Origin of the sequence: Loktanella sp. 3ANDIMAR09, from assembly GCF_001420005.1 — a bacterium.
GTDB lineage: Bacteria > Pseudomonadota > Alphaproteobacteria > Rhodobacterales > Rhodobacteraceae > Loktanella.
Genome location: NZ_LJAK01000007.1, coordinates 59764 through 72359, shown reverse-complemented (window position 1 = coordinate 72359; position 12596 = coordinate 59764). Strand labels below are relative to the sequence as shown.

Below are 12596 nucleotides of genomic sequence, written 5' to 3'. Positions count from 1 at the left end.
CCACGCCGACCCGTCAAATGCGGATACTGGCCAATTCAGCCCAGATCGCTATGTCTGTCCCCGACGCAAAGGAGACCGCCATGACCCCATCGACCCCGCCGACCCAGATGGGTGTGCGCCGTTTCGGCCGCTGGAATACCCAAGGCACGCTGACCCTCGCGGGACGCGAGGTGCGCCGGTTCATGAATGTATGGTCACAGACGGTCATGGCACCGCTGATCAACGCGGGCCTGTTGCTGATGATCTTTACCATCGCCATCGGGCCACAGCGCGGCGACGTGATGGGTGTGCCGTTCATGACGTTTCTGGCACCCGGCATCCTGATCATGACGGTGATCCAGAACGCATTCGCCAATACCTCGTCCAGCCTCGCCAGCGCCAAGGTGGGTGGCAATATCGTCGATACGCTCATGCCGCCGCTGTCCGCGCTGGAACTGTTGATCGGCTATCTGGCGGGCGCTTTGGCGCGCGGCTTGATCGTGGCCTTTGTCATTGCGCTGGGGTCGTGGATCTTTCTTGGCGTGGCGGTGCAAAACGTGTTCTGGGTGCTGACCTTCGTGACCCTCGGGTCATTGTTCATGGGCGGTCTGGGCATGATCGCCGGCATTTTCGCCAACAAATTCGACCAGCTGTCCGCCATTTCCAACTTTCTCGTCACCCCGCTGTCGTTCCTGTCGGGCACGTTCTACAGCATCGAGGCATTGCCCGGCCCGCTTCAGGCCGCATCCCATGCCAACCCGTTTTTCTACATCATCGACGGCGTGCGTTACGGCATGATCGGCGTCTCTGACAGCTCGCCCTGGTTGGGTCTGGTGATCGTGCTGGTGGCTAACGTGGCGGTCCTGGGGCTGGTCTGGCGCTGGCTCGACCGTGGCTACCGGCTCAAGGCTTGATAGGGCTTGCCCCTGCGTCACGCGCCGGTTACACGCGCGGCATGACAACGTGCACATCATCCTTGATCCGACGCCGACGCTGACCTGCGTCCGCTGCTGCTCGTCTGTCCTAACCCCCTGAAAAATCGTTGACCTGCCTGCGCTGCTTCGGCATCAAACGGGCTTTGACGCGTCCCATAGGAATGATCCCATGATCCCATCCGTCCTGCCGACCTATAACCGCGCACCCTTTGCCTTTCAAAAGGGCGAGGGCACCTGGCTGATCGCGGACGACGGGCGCCGATTTCTGGACCTGGGGGCCGGCATCGCGGTCAACGCCCTGGGACATGCACATCCCGCATTGGTCGCCGCACTGACGGATCAGGCACAGGCGCTGTGGCATACCTCGAACCTGTACCAGATCCCGGCGCAACAGGCGCTGGCCGACAAGCTGGTCACACATACCTTTGCCGATACGGTGTTCTTCACCAACTCCGGCACGGAATCCTGCGAACTAGCCGTGAAAATGGCGCGCAAGCACTTTTACGATGCTGGTCAGCCCGACCGCACGGATATCATCACCTTTTCGGGCAGCTTTCACGGCCGGTCCTCTGCCGGTATCGCCGCGGCCGGCTCCGAGAAGATGACCAAGGGCTTCGGCCCGCTGCTGCCCGGCTTCATCCATCTGGACTTTGGCGATCACGACGCCCTGACGCAGGCCGCCGCGCAACCCACCGCCTGCGCCATCCTGATCGAACCGGTCCAGGGCGAAGGCGGGATCCGTCCCGTGCCTGACCAATGCCTCAAGGGGTTGCGCGACCTCGCCGATGCACACGGCCTGCTGTTGATCTTTGACGAGGTGCAATGCGGCGTGGGCCGCACGGGCAAGCTGTTTGCCCATGAATGGTCCGGCATTACCCCGGACATCATGATGGTGGCCAAGGGCATCGGCGGCGGTTTCCCCCTCGGGGCCGTTCTGGCAACCGAACGGGCCGCCTCCGGCATGACCGCGGGTACCCATGGATCGACCTACGGCGGCAACCCGCTGGGCTGCGCCGTCGGCAACGCCGTCATGGATATCATCGCGGACCCTGCCTTTCTGGCCGAGGTCAACCGCAAGGCGGGCCTTCTGCGACAAAAGCTTGAGGGCCTTGTTGCCAGCCATCCGGACGTGTTCGAGGGCGTGCGCGGTGCGGGCCTCATGCTGGGCCTCAAATGCAAGGCGACCAACACCGACATCGTGCAGGCCGGCTACGCGCAGGACATCCTGACCGTGCCTGCCGCCGACAATGTCATCCGTCTGCTGCCGCCGCTGACAATCACCGACGACGAAATCGCACAGGCCATCGACCGGTTGGACGCCGCCGCCGCGACTGTCGCGCATCATCTTGCCTGAAATACTCCACGGGGGTCCGGGGGTGTGAAACCCCCGGCCTTCGCCCGCCAAGGAAACGACCATGACCCATTTTCTCGACCTTCACGTGACACCCGCCGCCGATCTGCGGGCGATCATCGACGACGCCATGCGGATGAAACAGGCCCGCAACGGCCATCCCAAGGGCCGCCCCGACGCGGAACAGCCGTTGCAGGACCACATTGTCGCGCTGATCTTTGAAAAACCCTCGACCCGGACCCGCGTCAGTTTCGACGTGGGCGTGCGGCAGATGGGGGGGCAGACGATGGTTCTGTCGGGGGCCGACATGCAGCTGGGCCACGGCGAGACGATCGCCGATACGGCGCGCGTGCTGTCGCGCTATGTCGATCTCATCATGATCCGCACATTCGAAGAGGCGACACTGCTGGAAATGGCGGAATATGCCACCGTTCCGGTGATCAACGGCCTGACCAACCGCACGCATCCCTGCCAGATCATGGCCGACATCATGACGTTCGAGGAACACCGCGGCCCCATCAAGGGCCGCAAGGTCGTCTGGTCCGGCGACGGCAACAACGTCTTTGCCAGCTTTGCCCATGCGGCCAAGCAATTCGATTTCGAGCTGGTGTTCACCGGTCCCGCTCCGCTTGATCCCGAACCGGCACTCAGCGGGTTGTACAGCATCGAACGCGATCCGGCGCGCGCGGTGCAGGGGGCGGATCTGGTGGTGACCGATACCTGGGTCAGCATGCATGATCCGGCCTCGGCGCGTGAACGCCGCCACAACCAGCTGCGCGGCTATCAGGTCAATGATGCGCTCATGGCGCAGGCCAATCCTGATGCGTTGTTCATGCACTGCCTGCCGGCACACCGCGACGACGAGGTGACCAGCAGCGTGATGGATGGCCCGCATTCCGTGATCTTCGACGAGGCTGAAAACCGCCTGCACGCCCAAAAGGCAATCATGCGCTACTGCCTGCAGGGCTGACGCGTCAAAGCGCCTTGAGCGCCTTGCGAAATCCCTTGTCCGACAGCAGCTTGGCTGCCTTGGGCAGGCTGACCCAGCGCCGGTCGCGGCGCTTGTGTTCGGGGTATTTGCGGGCGGTCTCGCGCACACGGATCGCATAGACCTTGATCTTGGCGGGGACCTGGCGGCCATCGCTGAACCGTTTTGCGCCGAGGAACTTGGCTACGGGCTTGCGGCTGACGGAACCCTTGCGCACGCCAGCCTCTTCCCAGGCTTCCTGCATGGCGGCCTCGGCGTCGGTCAATCCATCGATCGGCCAACCCTTGGGCAAGATCCAGCGCCCGCGTGAGGACGTGACCAAGAGGACTTCGCGTCCTTTTTCACCCTTGCGATGACACAAAGCCGCGACCTGCGTCACGGTGTCGGGCGCAACCTCAGTCGGATCAGCAAATTTCGTTTCAGCGGTCACTGCGCGCAATCTCGGTCATTTTTCTGCGTTATTGTCACCCAAGGTAGGGGTTTGGCGTAAAATAGCAACTAACGCTTGCGCGGCTTTGCACGCAAAGTTGGATCCGCGTCTCTGGGATCTTCTGGCCAGGGGTGGCGCGGATAGCGCCCGCGCATGTCACGCCGCACGTCCGCATAGGACGTTTCCCAGAATCCGGGCAGGTCCTGCGTGGTCTGAACGGGTTTGTGTCCGGGCGACAGCAGCGTGACGCGCAGCGGGGTCTTGCCGATGGTCGGATGTGTTGTCTGACCGAACATTTCCTGAATGCGCAGGGTGATTTCCGGAACCGTGCTGTCGTAGTCGATCGGAATATGCCGCCCCAGCGGCGTGGTGAATGCAGGGGGGGCGGCCCTGTCGAGGGCTTGCATCTGGGTCCAGTCCAGCATGGCGCGCAGCGGGTCCAGCAGGTCGAAATTGGCCCAGTCCTGTGTTGATCGCGCTGTCCCCAGATGCGGCAACAGCCAGTCATCCAGCGTCGCCATCAGTGCGTCGTCGGACAGATCCGGCAGATCGGTCCCGTCGTCACGGACCAGCGCCACGCGGGCGCGAAACCGTTGGGCTGCCCGGCTGGGGCGCAGGCCCAACTGGCGCACCCCGTCCAGCATCGCGCCCGCGATGGTTTCGGGCGGGGCATCGTCCCAGCGCCTGTCGTCCAGCACAATGGCCCCCAGGCATTCCTGACGGCGTGCCAATACGCGCCCGTCGCGACGCGACCACACACAGGTGTTGCGCCAGGCGATACGGTTGCCCAGCACCGCCCGAAGTGCGGCCTCGTCGATGCTGGCGGTCTGCCAGATCCGCGCCTCGCGCGGGTTGCCGTCGGTATCGGTGACGACCAGCATGCGTTGACCGGCCAGCGGGTCGCCCGGCTCCATCATGGTCCCCTTGCCACCCGAAAGCAGATAGCGCGGGTCATCGCCGGGGCGGCGCAGCGCGATCCGGTCCGGATATGCCAGTGCCGCCATCTGACCCGCCGTCAGGGCCGGCCTCTGCGGCATGCCCTGCGCCAGCCGTTTTGCCTCGGCCCTGATCTGCGCGAGGGCGCTGCGGTCGGCGGCCGCCGGGACAGCACCGCCATCCAGCGCCGTCAGGCGCAGCGCGAGGTCGCAGCCAGCCCCGCGCAGCGGGTCGCGCGCCTCCAGCAGTGCTGCCAAGGGCGCGGCCTGCGCCCCCGCGCGGGTCAGCATATGCCCCAGTCGCGGGTGCACGGGCAGGGCGGCCAGCACCCGTCCATGCGCCGTGATCCTGTCTTTTTCGTCCAATGCGCCCAGATCCCGCAAGAGCGCGCGCGCCTCGGCCAGCGCGGCCTCTGGTGGCGGTGTGAGAAAGGCGAGGTCATCGCTGCCCCAAAGTGCGAGGTCCAGCGCCAGCCCGGTCAAGTCGGCGGCCGCGATTTCGGGTGGGGCAAAGGCGGGCAGGGCGCCATGTTCGCCTTGCGTCCACAAACGATAAGCCGTGCCTGCCGCGACCCGACCGGCGCGGCCGGCACGCTGATCCGTCTCGGCCCGCGAGGCCCGTTCCGTGATCAGACGCGACATGCCCGATCCGGGATCAAATCGTGCGCGGCGCGCCCGACCTGCGTCCACCACGACGCGGATATCCTCGATTGTCAGCGACGTCTCGGCGATGGATGTCGACAGCACGATCTTGCGCCCCGACGACACAGGTGCGATGGCCGCGCGCTGTTGCGCGAACGGCAATGCCCCATAGAGCGGCCTGACATCGCAATCCGCAGGCAGGCGTCCCGCCAATGCGCTGGCGACCTGTCGTATCTCGCCGGCTCCGGGCAGGAACACCAGCACCCCGCCCGTGGTTTGCGGTACGACCTGAGCGATCAGCTCTGCAACCGCCTGCGGCAGTCGCACGCGGGGCCCCAGTGACCGGTCCAGGTATCTGACGTCCACCGGAAAAGCGCGGCCCTGTGCCGTGACGATGGGCGCATCGTCCAGCATTGCCGCAACGGGTGCCGCGTCCAGCGTGGCGGACATCACGATCAGCCCGAGGTCCGGTCGCAATGCGCCCTTGACCTCCCAGACGAGGGCCAGCCCCAGATCCGCCTGCAAGGAGCGTTCGTGAAATTCGTCAAAGATCACGCAGCCCACGCCGGGCAATTCGGGGTTATCCTGCACCATGCGGGTCAGGATTCCTTCGGTCACGACAAGGATGCGGCAGCCGGTGCCCACCCTGGATTCGCCGCGCATGCGGTAGCCGACACGCTGGCCGACCTGTTCTCCCAGCTGCGCGGCCAAGCGTTCGGCCGCCGCCCGCACCGCCAGCCTGCGGGGCTCCAGCATGACGATCATGCCGTTGGTCGATCCCGTTTCAAGCACCGCCAGCGGCACGCGGGTCGTCTTGCCGGCACCGGGTGGTGCCTGAAGCACGACGCGGCCGGTGGCACAAAGTGCCGCGGTCACGTCATCCAGTACGTCATCAATAGGGAGCATCGTCATCGCCCCGCATTTTCGCGAAAATGCGGAGGGCCCATGATTTTTCGCGAAAAATCTGGCATCGCAGACGGAAAAACCCGACTGCAGGGCAGCCGGGTTTCAGTCATTATCGGTCGCAGCAAGGCTTAGGCCGTTGCTTTTGCGATCTCTTTTTTGACTTTCAGCGCCTCGGGGGACAGCTCGGCTTCCTTGGCTTTGGCCATGAAAGCGTCCAGACCACCGCGGTGGTCGACCGTGCGCAGTGCAGCGCTGGACACGCGGAACTTGAACGAACGGCCCAGCGTGTCGGACATCAGCGTGACGTCCTGCAGGTTCGGCAGGAACCGGCGACGGGTGCGGTTGTTCGCATGAGAGACGTTGTTGCCCGACATCGGGCCTTTTCCGGTCAGATCGCAACGGCGCGACATGGGCGTGTTCCTTCTTCTTCTTCGGTCCTGTCGGCGGCGGGGCGCGACTGGCCTGACATGGGGGCCACGCTGGGTGGCCGGATGGACAACAACCCCCAACGGCATGAGGGCATAAATTCAGTTCGCAGCGCCTACGGTGAATCGGTTATGCCGTCAACCCCTCAGCGCATCTGTGACGCCAGATCAGCGGCTCTTGCGCGTGCTTTTGCAGCAAGCGCGGGTCGACGCGCATCCAATGCTGCGGCCAGCCGGGTCCAGTAGTCTGGCTGGCCACGACGGGCGCTGCGGTGATCCTGCAACAAGGGGCGCAGACCACCCTCGGGGTCCAGCAGCAACCCCGGAATACGTCCGGCGCGTTTGACCGCGCGCAGCAGGCCCGAGGCCGGATGCCCAGCCCCCGTCAGACGCACAAGACGCAGGCCCGGGCAATGCACCTGCAATGCACGTCCATGGGCCAGATCGGCGCTGTTCAATGGATCAAGCAGCAGATGGCCGGTCAGATCAGGATCGGCGCGCTGCGTCAGGTCACCCAGTGCCGGATCGAAACCGGCCGCCTCTTCGCGGTAGCGCCATTCGAATGGTGCATGGGCATGGCTGATGGAAACCTGAGGCGACACGGCCACGATCCTTTGGATACCCAAGGTGCGGCTGAACCTGACCGCACCATAACCGCCCATCGAAAACCCGATGCCCAGAACCCCATCGTATTGCGCGGACACACCGTCCAGCGCGTGCTCCAATGCTGTCGTGTCAGGATTGACGAACCAGTCGTTGGCCGCCGTGGCGATCATCAGCTGATCGTATCCTGCATCCAGAAACCGCTGGTTTGGCGTCATCTTCGTGAACCCGCGACGTCCGATCACGCGCCAATCGAATGTGACGACCAGATCCGGGGCACCGGTCCGCATCAGGTCGGCGCGCAGGTGCGTCCCGTTGAACAGGCGGGTGACGGTCACCGGCGATCCAGCGGGGCGAGGGCGGCACGGGCCGCGGCCGCGGGGGTCAGCCTGCCGGCGGCCACTTCGTTTTCCAGTCCCGTCAGTCGGTCGCGCAGCTCTGCGTCATGGGTCAGCAGCGCCATCATCTCGGACCGCAATTCCTGCTGGAACCAGTGCCGGGCCTGTGCGGCGCGCGTCGTGTCCCAATGCCCGGTGGCGCGGCGCCAATCCGACAGCACCTGCATCTCGTCCCAGGCTTGTGTCAGACCCGACTGATCCAGGGCCGAGACGGTCAACGCCTTTGGAAAGCCGTCGGCGTCGCCCGCCCGTTTGCGCATCAGCCGCAGCGCGCCTGCGTAATCGGCACAGGTGCGGCTTGCTTGAGCCCTCAGATCGCCGTCGGCCTTGTTGACCAGCACGAGGTCGGCGATTTCCATGATGCCGCGTTTCACGCCCTGCAATTCGTCACCCCCTGCCGGGGCCAGCAGCAGCACGAACAGGTCCGTCATCTGCGCGACCACCGTTTCGGATTGGCCGACCCCCACGGTTTCAACCAGCACGATGTCGAAACCAGCTGCCTCGCAGAGCCGGATCGCCTCGCGGGTGCGGCGCGCCACACCACCCAGATGGGTCTGGCTGGGCGAGGGGCGGATGAATGCGCGCGGGTCACGGCTGAGGTGATCCATCCGCGTCTTGTCCCCCAGAATCGACCCGCCCGACCTGGCCGAGGATGGATCGACCGCCAACACCGCGACCCGCAGGTCCTGCGCCGTCAGCATCAGGCCGAAACTTTCGATGAATGTGGATTTGCCCACGCCCGGTGTGCCCGATAACCCGATGCGCAGGGCCTGACGGTCGGACCCGACCGCATCGAGCAGTGCCAGCGCCCGATCGCGGTGATCTGGCCTGCCGCTTTCGATCAGGGTGATCGCGCGGGCCAGCGCGCGCCTGTCGCCTGCACGCAACGCCTGAGCCATGGCGGGAATGTCGGTCATTGCTTCTCCTGTCGGGGTCGGCTGCGCCGATCGGAGGCGCTGCCTCCGAACCTCCGGGATATTTCTAGCCAGAAGAAGTCTGAACCGCCAGCGCCTTGCCTAGCGGCACTGACGTTGGGCGGTATCGGTAAAGGCCCGGTAGCGGAGCCAGAACGCCTCGTCGCCGGCATTGTCGGACTGGCGGGTGTCCTGCGCGCGCTGCGGATCCTCAAAGAAGGTGGCAGCCAGTTTCTGGTCGCGTCCCGACAAATTCAGGTTCGCTGTACGTTGCACGCAGGAACACAAAGCCGGATTGGCGGCAGATCGGCCTGATGCCATGCAGGCCTTGCCCAACTCGCCGCGCACACCTGCGCCACATGAATTCAAAACAACAAGGGCCATGCCCAGAAAGAGAAACCGCATGAGACTGCCTGTTCTTGTGTGGCGAGCCCGGTTTTCCGGTGTCGTCGCCTTACTGCCGTGTTACAACTATGCCAGCGGCCTTGTCGTCTTGCAATGCTGGATGCGGGCACCGGTCACGCTGCCGGATCGCAATCGCGTGAGGCGGCTGGCCTATTTGCGGGCGACCAGGATCGTCGCCCCCTCTGGTCCGGCCTCTTCGGCATGGGGAATATTGGCGGGCAGAATGACGATGTCGCCGGGACCGTAGGCGGGCGACCCTTCGGCGGTATTCAGGATGAAACGACCGCTGACCACGTAGACAAAGGAGGTTTGATCGTGGGTATGCGTCTCGCGGCGGGTATCGGCTGCGATGCTGACCTCTTGGGGTGTGCCATAGTCCTGGGATCGGGCGATGTCGCGGTAGTCGTCTTCGGTCATGGGATGCATCCTGCACGGGGTTCCGGGGTGCCAAGCCTAGCGCTGCTGCCGGTCCCCGACCACCCCCGATCCCACGCATCAGGCCAGCGGACTGCGGCCCTTTGGCCCCTTGCAAAATCGCGGCGTCCGCGCCATTGACAGACGCTAATTCAGACCTCCGGGGCCCGACATGACCGAACTCTCGCATATCCGCAATTTCTCGATCGTGGCACATATCGACCACGGGAAATCGACCCTGGCCGACCGGTTGATCCAGTCCACCGGCACCGTCGCCGACCGCGACATGAAGGCGCAGATGCTGGACAGCATGGATATCGAGCGTGAGCGCGGCATCACCATCAAGGCCCAGACCGTGCGGATCGACTATACCGCCGACAACGGCGAAACCTACGTCCTGAACCTGATCGACACCCCCGGTCACGTCGATTTCGCCTACGAGGTGTCTCGGTCCATGCGCGCGGTCGAAGGATCGTTGCTGGTCGTCGACAGCACCCAAGGCGTCGAGGCGCAGACCCTCGCCAATGTCTATCACGCCATCGAGGCCGACCACGAGATCGTGCCCGTCCTGAACAAGATCGACCTGCCCGCATCCGAATGCGACCGCGTGGCCGAACAGATCGAGGACGTGATCGGTATCGACGCAAGCGAGGCGATCCGCGTCAGCGCCAAGACCGGCGTCGGGATCAAGGAAACGCTCGAGGCGATCGTGCACAAGCTGCCCGCCCCCAAGGGCGACCGCGCGGCCCCGCTCAAGGCGATGCTGGTGGACAGCTGGTATGACGCCTACCTTGGCGTGGTCGTGCTGATCCGCGTCATCGACGGCACGATCAAGGTCAAGGACCGCGTGCGGTTCATGCAGAACGACACCGTCCACCTGATCGACCGTCTGGGCGTGTTCAAACCCGGCATGCTGCCCGTCGACGAGCTGGGACCCGGCGAAATCGGCTTTTTCACCGCCCAGATCAAAGAGGTGCGCGACACCCGCGTCGGTGACACGATCACCAACGAACGCAAGGGCACCGACGCACCGCTGCCCGGCTTCAAACCCGCGCAACCTGTCGTGTTCTGCGGTCTGTTCCCGGTGGATTCGTCCGAATTCGAGGACCTGCGCAACGCCATCGACAAACTGGCCCTGAACGACGCGAGCTTCAGCTTCGAGATGGAAACCTCTGCCGCGCTGGGCTTTGGTTTCCGCTGCGGCTTTCTCGGACTGTTGCACCTCGAGGTCATCCGCGACCGGATCGAGCGGGAATACAACATCGACCTGATCACCACCGCCCCTTCGGTCGTCTATCACGTCTACATGAAGGACGGGACGATGCATGATCTGCATAACCCTGCCGACATGCCCGACCTGACCCACGTCGACCATGTGGAGGAACCGCGGATCAAGGCGACGATCCTCGTGCCCGACGAATACCTGGGCGACGTGCTGAAACTGTGCCAGGACCGCCGCGGCGTGCAGCTGGACCTGACCTATGCGGGCACCCGCGCGATGGTCGTCTATGACCTGCCGCTGAACGAGGTGGTGTTCGATTTCTACGACCGCCTGAAATCCGTGACCAAGGGCTACGCGTCATTCGACTATGCCATGACCGGCTATCAGCAGGACAACCTGGTCAAGATGTCGGTGCTGGTGAACGACGAACCCGTGGACGCGCTGTCCATGATGGTCCACCGCGACCGGGCCGAAATGCGCGGCCGCGCGATGGTGGAAAAGCTCAAGGACCTGATCCCCCGCCACATGTTCAAGATCCCGATCCAGGCGGCCATCGGCGGCAAGGTCATCGCACGGGAAACCCTGTCCGCCCTGCGCAAGGACGTGACGGCCAAATGCTACGGCGGCGACGCCTCGCGCAAGCGCAAGCTGCTGGACAAGCAGAAGGCGGGTAAGAAGAAGATGCGCCAGTTCGGGAAGGTGGATATTCCGCAGGAAGCGTTTATTTCGGCGCTGAAGATGGACAGCTGAAAGCTGACCATTTTAAGAGCGAGTGCGGGAAAGCGAATGGCGCAGCCAATCGCGGCCGGCACCTGATAGCGGTTCTAGGCGTTGATGTTATGTCAACGAAGTGTTTCACTCTCTTCAAGCATAAGGGAGTTGTCTATGTCTGCCAAAAATAAAGATGGGATCGGTTCCGAAAAGAAGGGTGAGAGGAAGCGCCGCGTCGTCTCATTCCCTACGATACCATTCGATCAGCCAAGGGCATTCGCAGAGGCGCTCTTTCGAACTGGCGCAGGGCAGCCAGTTAGGCGGCTCACCCTATTCGATGCAATTGGCAAGGCTCCGGAAAGCGGTCCGAGCAGGTCTCTTGTCTCAGCTTCCTCCAAATATGGCTTGACGAAAGGCAGCGCCTCAGCGGAGTTCATTGAACTTACCGAAGATGGACGCAAGGTGGTAGATGATGGATTCGATCCAAAAGTAAGAGCAATTGCTAAAGTTGATTGTGCAATTTCGACAATACCAGCGTTTTTGGGACTTTACGAAAAATTTAAGGGTAATAAATTACCTGCTAAGTCAGTTTTGGTAGATGCCGTTCAAGAATTTGATATAGATAGAGAAATTGCGGAGCAAGCTGTTGATATATTTTTGGAAAATATGCAAGAGGTAAATTTGCTTCAGACGCTTAGCGGTGCTGAGAGAATAGTTTCAAAAGAGCATTTGGCTGATGGAGTTGTTTCCGACCCTAGTTTTCAGTCCGATACTAGCCGACCCACTAGTCCCGCGACATTCGCTCCGCCGATTACTAGTGGACAGGCTGCGTTAGAAACTACGGCTTTTTACGTCACTCCAATCGGCTCTGATGGTTCGGTTCAAAGGAAGCACTCTGACCTATTTCTGAACACTCTGATAGAGCCAGCTGTTGAGAGGTTTGGACTTAAGGTTGTTAGGGCAGATCAGATTGATAAACCGGGCGTAATCACAAAACAAGTAATACAGTATCTTGTTGAGGCACGTCTTGTTATTGCGGATTTATCTTTTCATAATCCTAATGTCTTCTACGAACTTGCGATAAGGCATATGGTGCGAAAGCCGGTGGTTCAAATAATTCAGAAATCTGATAATATACCATTTGACGTCAATCAATTGCGGACTATTCCAATAGATAATACGGACATATACACATGGACTCCTAAACTAGAACTTTGGAGGTCTGAAATTTCAAACCAAATCAGGCAGGCATTGGATGATCCAAGTAGCTCGGATAGCCCTGTGAACTGGTATTTTGATCGGCAAAGTTTAAATAGTTAAATTACTTTAGTGGCTTTC

At 62.4% G+C, this 12596-nt stretch carries 12 protein-coding genes; 5 read left to right on the top strand and 7 right to left on the bottom strand.

The genetic code is table 11. The features are described 5' to 3' along the window. Positions 1–80 precede the first annotated feature (80 nt). From AN189_RS11800 to argF, 3 genes are all read left to right on the top strand, one after another. A complete protein-coding gene (locus AN189_RS11800; RefSeq protein WP_253279610.1) occupies positions 81–893 on the top strand; it encodes an ABC transporter permease in 813 nt (270 codons plus the stop codon). Positions 894–1083: 190 nt separating this feature from the next. Further along, the gene (locus AN189_RS11795) at positions 1084–2268 is read left to right on the top strand and encodes an aspartate aminotransferase family protein (protein ID WP_056036021.1); all 1185 of its coding nucleotides are present in this window, start codon (positions 1084–1086) and stop codon (positions 2266–2268) included. A 61-nt stretch (positions 2269–2329) separates the two neighbouring features. Continuing rightward, a complete protein-coding gene (argF, locus tag AN189_RS11790; RefSeq protein WP_056036019.1) occupies positions 2330–3235 on the top strand; it encodes an ornithine carbamoyltransferase in 906 nt (301 codons plus the stop codon). 4 nt (positions 3236–3239) lie between these two features. On the opposite strand, the gene AN189_RS11785 is transcribed toward argF, so the two are convergent. The 7 genes from AN189_RS11785 to AN189_RS11755 form a co-directional block, all read right to left on the bottom strand. After that, positions 3240–3683, bottom strand: coding sequence for an NUDIX hydrolase (locus tag AN189_RS11785; protein ID WP_056036016.1), 444 nt, complete (start codon positions 3681–3683; stop codon positions 3240–3242). 68 nt (positions 3684–3751) lie between these two features. Beyond that, positions 3752–6172, bottom strand: coding sequence for an ATP-dependent helicase HrpB (gene hrpB / locus AN189_RS11780; protein ID WP_056036013.1), 2421 nt, complete (start codon positions 6170–6172; stop codon positions 3752–3754). A gap of 122 nt (positions 6173–6294) precedes the next feature. Further along, positions 6295–6576, bottom strand: a complete 282-nt coding sequence (rpmB, locus tag AN189_RS11775; protein ID WP_083484380.1) for a 50S ribosomal protein L28 — start codon at positions 6574–6576, stop codon at positions 6295–6297. Between the two features lie 161 nt (positions 6577–6737). Continuing rightward, complete coding sequence (locus AN189_RS11770; protein WP_056036008.1) at positions 6738–7532, bottom strand: hypothetical protein; 795 nt, start codon at positions 7530–7532, stop codon at positions 6738–6740. Beyond that, complete coding sequence (gene meaB / locus AN189_RS11765; protein WP_056036006.1) at positions 7529–8509, bottom strand: methylmalonyl Co-A mutase-associated GTPase MeaB; 981 nt, start codon at positions 8507–8509, stop codon at positions 7529–7531. Before meaB ends, AN189_RS11770 begins: the two co-directional genes overlap by 4 nt. Before the next feature lie 99 nt (positions 8510–8608). Then, complete coding sequence (locus AN189_RS19605; RefSeq protein ID WP_253279609.1) at positions 8609–8782, bottom strand: hypothetical protein; 174 nt, start codon at positions 8780–8782, stop codon at positions 8609–8611. 279 nt (positions 8783–9061) lie between these two features. Beyond that, complete coding sequence (locus AN189_RS11755) at positions 9062–9328, bottom strand: cupin domain-containing protein (RefSeq protein WP_056036000.1); 267 nt, start codon at positions 9326–9328, stop codon at positions 9062–9064. Positions 9329–9497: 169 nt separating this feature from the next. Between AN189_RS11755 and lepA the strand changes: the two genes are divergently transcribed. Both lepA and AN189_RS18800 read left to right on the top strand, forming a co-directional pair. Then, entirely contained in the window at positions 9498–11297 is a 1800-nt protein-coding gene (gene lepA, locus AN189_RS11750) for a translation elongation factor 4 (RefSeq protein WP_056035997.1), read from the top strand. Between the two features lie 135 nt (positions 11298–11432). Beyond that, on the top strand, positions 11433–12578 hold the full coding sequence (locus AN189_RS18800; protein ID WP_083484378.1) for a PqqD family protein: 1146 nt from the start codon (positions 11433–11435) through the stop codon (positions 12576–12578). Positions 12579–12596 lie beyond the last annotated feature (18 nt).

What these genes read in the sequence shown, in the direction of transcription:
- AN189_RS11800 (WP_253279610.1), top strand. Translation starts at nt 81, where the DNA reads ATGACCCCATCGACCCCGCCGACCCAGATGGGTGTGCGCCGTTTCGGC.
- AN189_RS11795 (WP_056036021.1), top strand. Translation starts at nt 1,084, where the DNA reads ATGATCCCATCCGTCCTGCCGACCTATAACCGCGCACCCTTTGCCTTT.
- argF (WP_056036019.1), top strand. Translation starts at nt 2,330, where the DNA reads ATGACCCATTTTCTCGACCTTCACGTGACACCCGCCGCCGATCTGCGG.
- hrpB (WP_056036013.1), bottom strand. Translation starts at nt 6,172, where the DNA reads ATGACGATGCTCCCTATTGATGACGTACTGGATGACGTGACCGCGGCA.
- rpmB (WP_083484380.1), bottom strand. Translation starts at nt 6,576, where the DNA reads ATGTCGCGCCGTTGCGATCTGACCGGAAAAGGCCCGATGTCGGGCAAC.
- meaB (WP_056036006.1), bottom strand. Translation starts at nt 8,509, where the DNA reads ATGACCGACATTCCCGCCATGGCTCAGGCGTTGCGTGCAGGCGACAGG.
- AN189_RS11755 (WP_056036000.1), bottom strand. Translation starts at nt 9,328, where the DNA reads ATGACCGAAGACGACTACCGCGACATCGCCCGATCCCAGGACTATGGC.
- lepA (WP_056035997.1), top strand. Translation starts at nt 9,498, where the DNA reads ATGACCGAACTCTCGCATATCCGCAATTTCTCGATCGTGGCACATATC.
- AN189_RS18800 (WP_083484378.1), top strand. Translation starts at nt 11,433, where the DNA reads ATGTCTGCCAAAAATAAAGATGGGATCGGTTCCGAAAAGAAGGGTGAG.